The organism is Roseovarius atlanticus (assembly GCF_019802205.1).
GTDB classification, from domain to species: domain Bacteria; phylum Pseudomonadota; class Alphaproteobacteria; order Rhodobacterales; family Rhodobacteraceae; genus Roseovarius; species Roseovarius atlanticus_A.
On record NZ_JAHVHQ010000002.1, the window covers coordinates 984,166 to 996,424 of the forward strand.

General features: G+C 59.4%; 11 protein-coding genes and 1 pseudogene. 5 read left to right on the top strand and 7 right to left on the bottom strand.

Features of this window, described 5'->3' with window-relative positions; all coding sequences use genetic code 11:
• Nucleotides 1–127: 127 nt before the first annotated feature.
• A complete protein-coding gene (locus tag KUV49_RS04960; RefSeq protein ID WP_222451880.1) occupies nt 128–1,222 on the top strand; it encodes a tyrosine-type recombinase/integrase in 1,095 nt (364 codons plus the stop codon).
• Nucleotides 1,223–1,406: 184 nt separating this feature from the next.
• Here KUV49_RS04960 and KUV49_RS04965 read toward each other — a convergent pair whose 3' ends face one another.
• The 7 genes and pseudogenes from KUV49_RS04965 to KUV49_RS04995 all read right to left on the bottom strand — a co-directional run bounded on the left by KUV49_RS04965 (nt 1,407) and on the right by KUV49_RS04995 (nt 8,007).
• Nucleotides 1,407–1,745: a hypothetical protein gene (locus tag KUV49_RS04965; protein WP_222451881.1), complete on the bottom strand. Its 339-nt coding sequence runs from the start codon at nt 1,743–1,745 to the stop codon at nt 1,407–1,409.
• Nucleotides 1,746–2,310: 565 nt separating this feature from the next.
• Nucleotides 2,311–2,445: pseudogene (locus KUV49_RS04970) on the bottom strand (transposase); the annotation flags it as partial.
• A 263-nt stretch (nt 2,446–2,708) separates the two neighbouring features.
• The gene (locus KUV49_RS04975) at nt 2,709–4,205 is read right to left on the bottom strand and encodes a glycosyltransferase family 39 protein (RefSeq protein ID WP_222451882.1); all 1,497 of its coding nucleotides are present in this window, start codon (nt 4,203–4,205) and stop codon (nt 2,709–2,711) included.
• Nucleotides 4,206–4,215: 10 nt separating this feature from the next.
• Complete coding sequence (locus KUV49_RS04980) at nt 4,216–4,842, bottom strand: class I SAM-dependent methyltransferase (protein ID WP_222451883.1); 627 nt, start codon at nt 4,840–4,842, stop codon at nt 4,216–4,218.
• A 1-nt stretch (nt 4,843) separates the two neighbouring features.
• Nucleotides 4,844–5,788 (bottom strand): glycosyltransferase family 2 protein, encoded by a 945-nt coding sequence (locus KUV49_RS04985; RefSeq protein ID WP_222451884.1) that lies wholly within the window; start codon nt 5,786–5,788, stop codon nt 4,844–4,846.
• Nucleotides 5,785–6,792, bottom strand: coding sequence for a YbhN family protein (locus KUV49_RS04990; RefSeq protein WP_222451885.1), 1,008 nt, complete (start codon nt 6,790–6,792; stop codon nt 5,785–5,787). Before KUV49_RS04990 ends, KUV49_RS04985 begins: the two co-directional genes overlap by 4 nt.
• 18 nt (nt 6,793–6,810) lie before the next feature.
• Nucleotides 6,811–8,007 (bottom strand): glycosyltransferase family 2 protein, encoded by a 1,197-nt coding sequence (locus tag KUV49_RS04995; RefSeq protein ID WP_222451886.1) that lies wholly within the window; start codon nt 8,005–8,007, stop codon nt 6,811–6,813.
• A gap of 1,095 nt (nt 8,008–9,102) precedes the next feature.
• Here KUV49_RS04995 and minC point away from each other — a divergent pair.
• From minC to KUV49_RS05015, 4 genes are all read left to right on the top strand, one after another.
• Nucleotides 9,103–9,852, top strand: a complete 750-nt coding sequence (gene minC, locus KUV49_RS05000; RefSeq protein WP_315899548.1) for a septum site-determining protein MinC — start codon at nt 9,103–9,105, stop codon at nt 9,850–9,852.
• The gene (minD, locus tag KUV49_RS05005; protein ID WP_222451887.1) at nt 9,849–10,697 is read left to right on the top strand and encodes a septum site-determining protein MinD; all 849 of its coding nucleotides are present in this window, start codon (nt 9,849–9,851) and stop codon (nt 10,695–10,697) included. Before minC ends, minD begins: the two co-directional genes overlap by 4 nt.
• Complete coding sequence (gene minE / locus KUV49_RS05010) at nt 10,694–10,978, top strand: cell division topological specificity factor MinE (protein ID WP_222451888.1); 285 nt, start codon at nt 10,694–10,696, stop codon at nt 10,976–10,978. The genes minD and minE overlap by 4 nt, the downstream gene beginning before the upstream one ends.
• 357 nt (nt 10,979–11,335) lie before the next feature.
• Nucleotides 11,336–12,241 (top strand): helix-turn-helix domain-containing protein, encoded by a 906-nt coding sequence (locus tag KUV49_RS05015; RefSeq protein WP_222451889.1) that lies wholly within the window; start codon nt 11,336–11,338, stop codon nt 12,239–12,241.
• The last annotated feature ends 18 nt before the right edge of the window (nt 12,242–12,259 follow it).

Below are 12,259 nucleotides of genomic sequence, written 5' to 3' on the forward strand. Positions count from 1 at the left end.
TGTCCAACGTGCGTTACCTGATCCGCGAGGACATGCTGGACCACATTTACACGGCCCCAGGGCGCCGGAACCCGAAGATCCCTTCTGGCGCATGGGAGCGGTACGTTGACAATTTCACGGTGAAGGCATGCCAAGAAGATCATCCCCGCCGCGCCTCGAGCGCGATCGCAAGCGCCCGTCCGAGGGCAACTGGTACATCTACTGGACTGAAGGGGGACGCAGCCGCGAGCACTCGACTGGCACTGGGGATCGCGACCAGGCTGAACTCTACTTCGCAGAATGGAAGCTGAGACGCTTCAGGCCGGAGCGTGCGGTCGAGCCGCATGAATTCTATGTTGCCGACGCAATTTCGCACTACCTTGCGAAGCGGCTTGATGACGTCACCGACCCGGAGCGACTGGCCAATGCGGCCAAGCCGATCATCCGGTTTTTCGATGGGTACTCCGTGGGCGACATCAACGACGCGCTCATCAAGGAGTACTGCCAGAAACGCCGAAAGGGTCGGGGCGACAAGGGGCTCAAAGACGGAACTCTGAGGCGAGAGCTCAGCTTCTTGTCCACCGCGATCCGGCGGGCCGAAGAAGACCAGCTGATCACGCGCAAGATCGCGGTGCGGCTTCCGCCAAAGCCCGAGGGACGCATCCGCTTTCTGACTTGCGAAGAGGCGCTAATGCTGATCCGGGTGTCGCGGAGCTTCGACAGTCCTTTGCAGGACGGTGTGCCGACGGAATCGAAGACCGAACACTTGACCCTGTTTCTACGGATCGGATTGCTGACCGGACAGCGGAAGGAAGCCATCCTGTCCTTGCGCTGGTCAGATATCGATTTCGACAGCAACATTATTTATTGGAACCCGGTTGGCCGGCGGCGCACCAAGAAGGAGCGCCCGAGCTCGAGGTTGCCCGCAAGGCTAAGGAAATACCTATTGCGCAGGCGTCGGCGATTTCCTGAGGACGAATTCGTCGTCACGCATCGCGGCAAGTCGCTGCAGAACATCAAGCGCGCGTTTCGAACAGCCGTTGTATCCGCTGGCCTCGAAACAGAGGGAGACCGGAAAGTCGTGCCGCACACCTTGAGGCACACCTGCGCAACCTGGCTCATGCAGAAGGGCGCGCCCAAGTGGGACGCCTGCGGCTTTCTCGGGATGACCCTCGAGACGCTCGAAAAGAACTATGGGCATCACCATCCGGATCACCAGCGAGGCGCAGCAGACGCAATCTGATGTCCGGATCATATCCGGAAATAGACGGACACAAATGTGAACAAAGGAGCAGACAAATGAGACCAGATAGAAATGATTACAGAGACTTAAGGTCAGGCCCGATCCTTCGGGAGGCAGGGGCCGGAGGTTCGAATCCTCTCACTCCGACCAGTAAAATAAGGGCCCCGAGGGGCCCTTTGATTTTTCAGGATGTGTTTTTATCTGGGACGCGATGTCCTTCGATCTCGACAACCCATTTCGCACCATTCTTTTGCCAGCGCTCGAAATGGCGTAGCAGGCGTTCCGGAATGGGAACGGTGGGTGCATTTTTCTTAGTCTGCTTTTGAGCATTCCCCTTGCGGTGTAGCATTGCGGTTCGGAAATCCACATGGCCACCAAAAACGTGAGGAATGAAACCCAGACCAAGTATCACCGATTTTCGGGATCCGGTGTAGAGAGCCGTTAGAATGAACCTCGCGAGGTACCGTGTCCTTGGTGATTTGCGTGCCGTGCGAATAAGCCGGGCCACCTCGTCGCGGGTCAACCAACGATCTTTGGCCGGCGGAGCCGGTGGGAGGGTGACTGTCGGTATCGAACTCAATAGACCCTTTCGACCGCACAGATTCAGCGCCGCGCGAAGGCAACCAAGTTCCCGACGGATGGTCCCGTCGCCGACTGGACGCCTCCGAATTTCGGCTTCGGGAGGCTGATAGCCCTCGCGCATATCTCGCGCGTAAGCGTGACAAGAATTCTCGTTGACATCAGAGACTGTAAGGCCTGACCATCACATGCTCAAAGCATCGATGGCATACCCAATTCGCTCCGGGTTTTCCGTGTTCTCGGCTCGTTCTGAGCCACATGTGAAGAGCGCATCGGTGGCCAAGTAGTTTTCCAATGAAGCCGCTCGCGGCTTGTCTCTTTCCTTCAAGTAGATTCGGAGCGCTGAGCGCATGAAAAACAAGCAGGTTAATCAGCTGTTGGTTCATGCCGCCGACAGGGAATTGGCTGGAAGGTTGGAAATTCAGACTGGTAGCCAAGTTACGCTGGTTGCCTGCGAGAGAACGTGTCGGCGGCGTCGATCATACAGAACAAAACGCTGGAATGTTGAAATACTTCTTCTTCCAGTTGACGTAGGTCGCCTGGCTGGTGCCTGTCTTGCGGCAGATCTCAGACGCCGCCGTGCCTTCCTCGCCCTACTTGATGATGAGTGCTTTCTGCGCGTCCGAAAACTTCGATGCCTTCATGTGATTCCGCTCTTCTCCCAGCCAGGGAATCATAGCGGAAAACTCCAGCTTCAGACGGTCCAGTTTGCGGGGATCAGATCAGTAAGCAAAACCAGTTACGCGGCGATTTTCATGTGCTGATCGTGAGCAATATAGGCGCTGAAAAGCCAATATTCACACGATCTGATCCGCACGAGGCAGATATTCCAGAATGTACTGACGAACTCGAAAAACGCAAGATGAGCATGTCTAAACATAAATCATGCATCCGTACCCAGCAGATATCAATCGGTATATATACCGTTGAAGAGCGGAGCCCGCTCGGCCTTTGGAGGTGTCAGGATTAGATTAGCTTCGAGCCGCAGCAAAATATGTGAAGTTAGGAAGCCGTATTTCGTATTCAGAGCATCACCGAATACGGAGTTCAACCCGTCTGTGCGATACGTCGCAATCACAAGGTGAGGCTCGGCACGGAGTAATGCGCCATAGAGCGTGGAATTCCGCCCTTCGTCGTTCGTTTCAAGAACGGCCTGGGCATCGAGCCACAGGCGGGGCTCCATACGGCGGCTCGGGATCATGCCTATGCCGTCGAAATATGTCTCGTCCTGCTCAAGCTGCGCTTCGGCCTGTTGGACGAGTGCGAGTTGAGCGCGGTTGTCGTGGCCCAGGTACTGCACATTGCGAACGATGCTCTGTACGGCGATCACCGACAGGATGACCAGCGCCATTGCGGACCGGCTTGCCCCCTGCCGCAGCAGGACTGTCACGGCCACAGCGCCAAAGACCGCCAGGAATGGCAGCGCCATTGAGAACACGTAGGGCCATGTCTGGTTGTGAAAGAAGACAAGCCCGGTCAGGAGGACCGCGTGGACAAGAAATATCCGCGCTGCACTGTCGCATATGAGAATACGCGCAGCTGACAGGACAAGGCCAAGGCACACCAGCGCGTACGGCACAGCGTTGCGCAAAAGCGTCTGCCAGACAAAAGCATCCAGCCCTTCATAGTAGCTGCCACCATGGAGGGCGAGTTCGACCGGCCCGAGGAAAAGCATCTTCAGGACCTGCGGCATCGCGGTGCCGCCGAGCAGGGCGCCGTAGAAGAGTATGGCACCGGCCCAGCCGAGAATGAGCAGCCCCCCGCGAAAGAACGCGCGCGAGGCAGAGCGCATGCAGAGGGCATCGACCACCAAAGCGGCCCCCAACGCAAAGTTGAAATAGACCGATTTCTGCGTCGTCACGAAGGCCAACCCGCTGAGCAGCCCCGCGATCAGAAGGGTCTTGGCACGGTCGGTTTCATATCGGATGACGACCAGCACGGCCAAAGCCGCAAACAGCGTGGCGAGCGGCTCGGACCGAAGTCGGAATCCGCGCTCGATATAGCTGCTGAAACTGAGCAGGAGCGCCACTGCCAGGATCGCTGTGATACGCTCGTGGCCCAAGGCGCGGGCGCATTTGTAGATGCACACGGTCAACGCCAGCGAAAGGCAGGCTGTGGTCAAACGTCCAGTGATCAGCATGGATGTCGCATCCCAGCCGATCAGGTGGGACAGTTCGTAGAAGACGGCGTAGCCGACCGCTTTCTTGGGCCATATCGTGTCGAAGGTGCCGTCGAACAGATATACCGGCTGGGTGAAGTGCCAAAACTCATCCATCACAAAGCGCGTGTTGATCGCCAGCACAAACAGGGTGGCGATTTTCACCAGGATGAACAGCTTTATCGCAAACTTAAGCCTTTGTTCGTGACTGAGCCCCGGAGGCTGGATGCACGTGATTGCCGTCATCCCCAATGGCCTATCTGACAACCTTGAAGGCGTGGTTCTGAGACCAGGGTCTGATCGATTGCTCCGCCGCGACCGCTTCGGGCCCGAACACCGAAGCGATCAGCTCCCGTTGCTCTTCCATGGCCATGTAGGCGACGTTCTTGTCGCCACCGATATAGACGTCGGCCACATAGCAGGCCGCGTGAATGAGCGTGCTGCGTCTGAGCCAGTCCTTGAACACCAGAACACCGCCGGGCATCAAAAGCTCTTTCGCGGCTTGCAGGATGTCCGCGCGGATACCGACCGGCACATGGTGCATGACATCGTTGATGACAACCAGATCGAACTGTCCGCTGCGTTCTTCGGCCAGGTCCTGTGCGTCGATCTGGCGGAATTCGGCACGATCCCCGTCGTACATGCGTCCAATTTGCGGGACGATGTCGATGCCCAGGTAGGACGCGTCAGGAAAGTCCCGGCAAAGCCGTTCGGCCAATGCGCCCTCGCCACAGCCGATTTCACAGATGGCGGTCGGGTCTGCCCAGTCCTGGATACAGTCCGCCAGATTCTCCAGGTCGATGAAGACACGGCGGTAGAGTTCCGAAACCTGCCTCTCATACGGGCCAAAGGCACGTCTTACGCTTGCACCGATAGATCCCATGTCATGTTCCTCTTTTCATTGCCAGCTTCATCCGGGGCGCCAACCTGTTCACGATTTTTGTTGTCATGAGAAAATCGCGCCATTCGTTAGGTCCAAGCATGAAAGCCTTTCGAAGGGCTGAACCAACACCGCGAAGACTGCGGTGATGCAGGCCCGCCAGACAGACGTTGAGCGCGTTGGCCGCCTCCGCGCGTCTGCGGGCGCGCCGCCTGAGCCGGTCCGGCAGATGCACGAGATGCCGGTCGAGCGGTATTTCCAACTGGCGTTTGAAGGACTGCAAGTTCCGCGAACCCGTCATGGTCAGGGAGTTCGCGTGAATCCTGAACGCCGAGGCGTGTCCGGGATCCCAGGCCAAACCGTTTTGCGCAAGGCTCAGCCAAAGATCCCAATCCGCAGTGTACCAAAGTGCCTCATCCAGACCGCCCTTGTGTAGCGCGGCGTCGCGCCGGAACATGACAGCGGGCAGCGCCAGGGTGTTCTGCACGATCAGGCGCGACATCGCCTCTTCGGACGTCAGAACACGGCGCGCCGCCCCGAATGGTGGGCACATCTGACCGACGGTTGCCCCGTGTTCGTCAATGAGGTCAGCGCCATGCGCCCATATGTCGACCTCTTGATGCCGGCCGGCCATGTCTTTGAGAAGCGCGGCGCGCCCAGGCGACCAGACATCGTCCTGATGCAGCATGGTGATAAGCGGTGCGCGGGCCTCATGCAGGCCGATGTTGGTGTTCTCGGTCCACGAGCTGCCGTCGGGATTGTCGATGATCCGGATTGGAAGACGGGTTTGCGCCGCCTGTAGCAGATCGCGACTGCCATCGGTTGACGCTTGATCGACGGCGATGATCTCGAGCCCGTCGCATTGCCCTGCAAGTGATGACAGCGCTGTGTCCAGAGTCGCATGGCCGTTGAAGATCGGCATGATCACGGAAAGCCAAGGCCGGGTCATGACGCGCTCCGCCTGCGTGGCTGGAGGTCGGCGAGGAGCAGTGGCGCGATTAGGAAGAAGCCCAGGGTCGAGACCACTCGCAACGCCAGAGCGGCCTCGACCGCCTGATCGAAGGGCAGGCCTTCGCGCGCGAGGACGCCCGCCCATGTCGCTTCGACCACGCCAAGCCCGCCGGGGAACACGGGTAGCGACATAAGGAACAGAACCAACGGATAAGCGATCAGAAGTGGCAGGATGTCCACGCCCGCGATGGTGCTGAGCAGCAGGACGTTCAGCGCGGCAAGGACAGCATACCCAAGAAGACTCAGTGCGGTGATCGATGTCAGGATGTGGTCGGGCAGTTGCGCGGCCCTTTCGACGCCCAGGCGCAGACGACCGGCGGAACGCGCCAGAAGTGGCGCCCCATGATCAGCGATATGTGTAAGCAGTTTCGACGTCAGCTGAATTGATAATCGGACGAAGACGACCAGGGCGGTCATGAACAGGATCGCGGCACTCGCATCGAACACCCAGCCGGGTGTTGGCAGCAGTAACAAGACGCTCAGGCCTGCCGCGCTGACCAGCACGAGAAGCTGAAACGTTTGCTCCAATGCCGACGTGCCCAGGGATCTCAGGACAGGGATATCGAAACGCGACGCGAACCATGCGCGAATGACCGGGGTGCAAAGCTGGATCGGCAAAAACTGTCCTGCAATGGCGACCGATGTCGTCGCCGCAGTTGCATAGCGGAGGGCCAAGGTTTCGCCCCGGGGCGAAACGGCTTTCAGCAAAACGCGCCAGCGGACAGCCGCCAGCAATACGATTGTCGCCTGGCCAAGGGCAACGATGCCATAGGTCCAAAGGGGGACGCGGGCGCACAGGGCCGCAAGACTGGGAAAGGACGCTTCGCTGGCAATGAAGAGGGCCACGATCCCCAGTACCGCGCAGACCGTGACGGCCAGCGCGATCCACAGCTGGCTTTGTCTTGGTTCGGCCCCGTCGATGATATTTACCGGCTTCATCATCGCATCTGCCAGCTTTGATCAGACACTTGCTGCATACAGATGCTGCGAGCGGTTGCCGGAGACCACCGACATCAGGAAACCGGCAAAGAATACCTGCGCACCGATCACGCACATCGTTCCTGCTGCGATCATCGACCGCATCGCGCTGAGGCCAGCATAGTCGGATGCAATCCAGCCGAGCGTGATGGTGCTGATCCACGCAAGGCCGCCCGCGATCAACAACAAGCCGGCCAGAAGCCAGTATTCGAGCCGTGACGCAGTGAGAAAGGCTATGGCCCGTTTGCTGGGCCGCCGGATCAGTGCCTTGTAATTGTAGAGCTGGGCGAACAACCCCATGATGATCGTTTGCACGGAGATGACCATTGCGGCGCTGGCCATGACGGCCCAGTGGCTGCCGAAAAAGAAGAAGCCGATTTGCACCAAGTCGTCGCCCCCGGCGGACAGCAGGGCGGTCATCAATAGAAGCCCGAGCACTCCAAGCGCGAGGCCAGGCACCATGAAGAGCCAGCTTGGGCTGAGCAAAAGCATGTAGATGAGGTGCCGCATCCCGTCGCGCCAAGGATTCAGATGCGGATCGCGGCCGCGCTGATCGGGCGACAGGGTGACCGGCACTTCCGCGATCCGGTAATCCAGCAAGACGGATTTCAGGAGCATTTCGGAGGCGAACTCCATTCCGGAGGACGACAGGTTAAGACCCTCCAAGGCGGGGGCAGTCAGGGCGCGCAGGCCGCAATGGGCGTCCCCAATGTCGGTCTTAAAGAGAAACCTTAGGAGACCCGACAGGGCCGGATTTCCGATGTAGCGGTTTTTCCACGGCATTGCGCCGGGTTTGATGCCGCCGCGAAACCGATTGCCCATACACAAGTCGGCACCGTTCAAAAGCTCTTCGACCATCGGGACGGCCTCGACGAAGTCATAGGAGCAATCGCTATCGCCCATCACAAGATATTGCGATTTCGCCGCGCCGAACCCGGCGAGCAGCGCCGCGCCGTAGCCGCGTTCCGGCACATCCACGACCCTTGCGCCCGCGCGTCGGGCAATGTCCTGGCTGCCATCGGTGCTGCCGTTGTCAGCAACGATCACTTCGCCGGAAAGGCCAAACTTCTCACGAATTTCTGCCAGAGCGACCTGAGCCCTGAGAATGCACTTCTCCAGCGTCGCAACCTCGTTGAGACATGGCAGGACAAATGCAACAGAGATTGTTTCGTTCTTCATTAGCCCCTCACAAGCTGAAATTTAAACCGCGAAACGGTTCGTTTCTTTTTAAGGGGTCTTGTGTCAAGATTTGGGCTGAACCTGTACTGATTTTGGGTTTTCAGGAAGAGATTGCGTGTCGTTTCGTGATCTTAATTGTCAAAGAATGCGGATTTACTCTCTGCAAGCCTCGGCTGGCCATTCACCGGGATTTCGATAGGCATGCAAAAAATGGTGACGTGGAATGACGGCTCAAAGATGCTAATCATGCAGGTCCGATGTTTCTGGTATCGTCCCAGATATCTGACGGATTTCTGGGATAATACGAAGTTATGAGCAATTAAAACGTCTTGTTTTTCTATAGATTTGATTTCTGAACTGTCTTCGGGAGACAGGGGTCGGAGGTTCAAATCCTCTCACTCCGACCACATTTATCATAAAAGCCAGCACCTTAAATTTACTGGAAGTGGGGCACAGTGTACCCTTTGTCGCGTTGGGCAGCACCCGGGGCAGTACCGGGTGCGGTTCCTCGAGCGATTCCGAATGATCGGCGTCGCTAATAGTCTGCCTCTCGGTACACGAAAATGATTCGTGAATGTTGAACCCCAGCGGCAAGAGCGGCTTCCGTCCGTGCTCAGGCGGCGATGATGGAAATGACGAAGATCGAAATGGCGCGCATCGAAGCCGCTCCAGAAGGCAATACCTGAACGCATCAAAGTCATCGACGGCATCCGGATAAATCTGGATGTAGCCCGTTACGGCGCCTCGACCAACGACCCCTTGTCCAACACAGGGTCGCAGAGATTCATCATGATGAAGAATATAAGCATATTCCCACCTGCAAGAGCGTGACAAGGTTTTCCCCATTGCGCTCGCTTCTGAAGGCAACACGTGAGCACGAGGCCACCCAGTATCCAGCGTTCTCGATACCATCGTTGTCGTCCAGGCATTGCCGCGACACTTGATCCGCTCGCGGGCGATCGCGGACAGCGGCTTCCCGCTGAAATCCGCCCTCATCCGAATTTCGACGTGGCACTCGATGACCAACCCATTAGCCAGAGCGAAAATGGAGCGAGTCGAGTCGCTACCTGATAAGAGCAGGAGCAGAGCAATACCGTGTCTTCCCGTCACGCCAAGGACCGGCGCGCAGGCGCGCCGGCAGTCATCAAGCCATTCCAGATTCGCGGTCGGTTCCTGACCGCGCTTGCCATCCGGCTCGAAGGTACTCCGCCTGACGACGCCTTTTACCAAGCACTGGACGAACAGTTGCAGCAGACGCCGCAGTTCTTTTCCGAGGCTCCGGTGGTGCTCGATTTCGCCAAGGCTCCCGGCATCGCCACGACCGAAAAGATACGCGATCTCACGAAGGCGCTGCGCGAACGCAACCTGCTGGTTTTCGGTGTGCAGAACGCGGGACCCGTGGATCAACCGGCCCTGCAGGCCATGGGGCTCATTCCGATCGTCGCCGCCGGACGGGACGCACCGGGACCGAACGATGGCGCTCGCCGCAAGCGTGGGATCGAGAAGTTGCTGCCGCCTGACAACAAGATCGTCACCGCCCCGGTCCGGTCGGGTCAGACCGTGCTGGCCGACCGTGGCGACCTGACCGTTGTCGGCTCGGTGGCGTCGGGTGCGGAACTGGTCGCCAGCGGCAATATCCATGTTTACGGCACCTTGCGGGGTCGGGCCATGGCAGGCGCGCATGGCGACGCGAAAGCGCGCATCTTCTGTCGGAAACTCGACGCTGAGCTGGTGGCTATCGCCGGTCTCTACCAGACCAGCGAGACGCTCGCCCCTGAGGCACGCGGCCGTTGCGCTCAAATTTTCCTCGAAGACGAGAAACTATGCATGGAGGCGCTCAAATGACGGAGCAATTGAAGGAAGATCCGCCCCTCGGCCGGGTCGTCGTAATCACGTCGGGCAAGGGCGGCGTCGGCAAGACGACCTCGGCTGCGGCCATCTCGGCCGGCCTGGCCAAGATGGGGTACAAGACCGTGGTGATCGACTTCGACGTCGGCCTTCGCAACCTCGACATGACCATGGGCTGCGAACGCCGCGTGGTGTTCGACTTCATCAACGTCATCCAGGGGGATGCGCGGCTCAAGCAGGCGCTGATCCGTGACAAGCGGTTGGACAACCTCTCCATCCTGCCCACCTCGCAGACGCGCGACAAGGACGCCCTGACGAAGGAGGGGGTCGACACAGTGTTGACCGAACTGAAGCAGGAGTTCGACTACATCATCTGCGACAGTCCAGCCGGAATCGAACGCGGGGCGCAGCTCGCGATGTATTTCGCCGACGAGGCCGTGGTCGTGACCAATCCCGAGGTCTCTTCCGTGCGGGACAGTGATCGCGTACTTGGTCTGCTGAGCAGCCAGACGCGGCGCGCGGAAACCGAAGGCTCCGAACCCGTCAAGGCGCAGGTCCTGCTGACACGCCACGACCGGACGCGGATAGAGAATGGCGAGATGATGACGGTCGAGGACGTGCTGGAAATCCTGGCCGTGCCCTTGCTGGGCATCATTCCCGAAAGTCAGGCGGTTCTGCGCGCGTCGAATATCGGCACGCCCGTCACACTGGACGAACCTTCCGCCGCGTCGCGATCCTACGAGGACGCGGTTGCGCGGCTAACCGGCCAGGAGGTGGAGATGCGGATCGCGGGCGAGCGTCGCCCGGGACTCTTTCACCGGCTGTTTGGACGGTCGGCATGAACCTGTTCGGCCTCAATCTCGGATCGCGCCGTGCGAAATCGGCACAGACGGCCAAGGATCGGCTTCAGATCCTGCTTGCGCATGAACGCAGCCGTGGCTCCGGCACACCGGACTACCTGCCGGACCTTCAGCGGGACATCGTGCAGGCGGTTCGGAAATACGTCGATATCGAGATCGAAGATGTCGACGTCCGGATGGACCGGAGCAGGGATATCTCGAGCCTCGAGATCAATGTCGAGATCCCCGCTGGCAAAAAGCCCGGATCGGACCCGAATACCTGACGGCACGGCTCCGTCCGGGCCTTGCACGCCCGGTGCCCGGGCGCCGGTCATGCGCCAAAGGTCAGGCGGGAACGCCCGCAGGAACAGCCCACGGTGCATGACCGTTGCATGTCTGTGTCGCGTCAGACCTTGTCGCGCGGCCTCTCGTATTGCCGCGCCCCGCACGGACCGGCGAAGGCGTCTTGGCGGCGGGGAGTTCGGGAAGATGCACCGGCCGCGAGCAGTCTGCCCCGACTTGTTATCCTGCAGTTCAGGCGGCATAATACTGTCCGAAGCCATTCTGGACTCTACGCTGGCCCCGTCTGTCGCGTGCCGGATAGCCAAATCCCGACATTTTCCACGCGGAGCCTGAGCCGAATGGGCTATAGTCACGACTTTTCCGGTCATACAGAAAAGCTGCACTGCATCCGGCCCGTTCAGTGGCGCCAGTTCGACAACGCGCTGGTCGCTCATTGGGAAGCCAGTGGCGACCGCGGTGCCACGGGGCAGTATGTCTCGGCCAATCCACGGCTGAGTATCTTCTTCGACGACATGAGTTCGATCTCGGCGACGACAGCCAGCGGAAGCGGACGATTGGCCCGCGCCATCTTCGTGCCAGCGGGCATGGAGCTTCGCACCCGTTTTTCCAAACCGCTCAGGTTCACCCATGTCGATATTCACATGGACTACGCTTGGGCGATCCAGTTCCTGTCCGGCGCGATCCCCCGCTCCAGCGCAATCGAGGTGTTGGAAAATCCGGTCGAGCGCGACGACGTCACGGATATCGAGCCGCTGGCGCGATTGTTGGTTCATGAAATAGAAAACCCGACCCGCCATGGGCTTTTCGTCGAGAACCTGATGAATTGCCTGATCACGGCACTGCTGGACTTGGACCAGCAAAGCGCGAAAACCGGCAACGCCCGACTGACCGCGGCGCAGATGCGCCGTGTTGCGCGGCGCATCGACCAAGCGCGCGGTCACAGGCTCAGCATCGCGCAGATGGCCGAAAGCGTGAACTTGTCGGAAAGCTGGTTCTCGCTGGTATTCAAGAACACGACCGGCATGTCGCCACACCAGTGGCAGCTGAACAAGCGGCTTGAACAGGCGCGGGTCCTTCTGACCGATACCGATCTCAGCGTGGCGGACATCGCGGACCGGCTGGGTTTTTCCGACCAGGCCCACCTGACCCGGGCGTTCCGCCAGCTTGTCGGCAGAACTCCCGGAAGCTGGCGGCGGGATCGACGAGCCGCCGACCTGTGGAGCAGGCCGAGGCAGACGGACTGACCCTGCCGCCCGTGGGCA

What these genes read in the sequence shown, in the direction of transcription:
- KUV49_RS04980 (WP_222451883.1), bottom strand. Translation starts at nt 4,842, where the DNA reads ATGGGATCTATCGGTGCAAGCGTAAGACGTGCCTTTGGCCCGTATGAG.
- KUV49_RS04995 (WP_222451886.1), bottom strand. Translation starts at nt 8,007, where the DNA reads ATGAAGAACGAAACAATCTCTGTTGCATTTGTCCTGCCATGTCTCAAC.
- KUV49_RS04990 (WP_222451885.1), bottom strand. Translation starts at nt 6,792, where the DNA reads ATGATGAAGCCGGTAAATATCATCGACGGGGCCGAACCAAGACAAAGC.
- KUV49_RS04975 (WP_222451882.1), bottom strand. Translation starts at nt 4,205, where the DNA reads ATGACGGCAATCACGTGCATCCAGCCTCCGGGGCTCAGTCACGAACAA.
- minD (WP_222451887.1), top strand. Translation starts at nt 9,849, where the DNA reads ATGACGGAGCAATTGAAGGAAGATCCGCCCCTCGGCCGGGTCGTCGTA.
- KUV49_RS04960 (WP_222451880.1), top strand. Translation starts at nt 128, where the DNA reads ATGCCAAGAAGATCATCCCCGCCGCGCCTCGAGCGCGATCGCAAGCGC.
- minE (WP_222451888.1), top strand. Translation starts at nt 10,694, where the DNA reads ATGAACCTGTTCGGCCTCAATCTCGGATCGCGCCGTGCGAAATCGGCA.
- KUV49_RS04985 (WP_222451884.1), bottom strand. Translation starts at nt 5,788, where the DNA reads ATGACCCGGCCTTGGCTTTCCGTGATCATGCCGATCTTCAACGGCCAT.
- KUV49_RS05015 (WP_222451889.1), top strand. Translation starts at nt 11,336, where the DNA reads ATGGGCTATAGTCACGACTTTTCCGGTCATACAGAAAAGCTGCACTGC.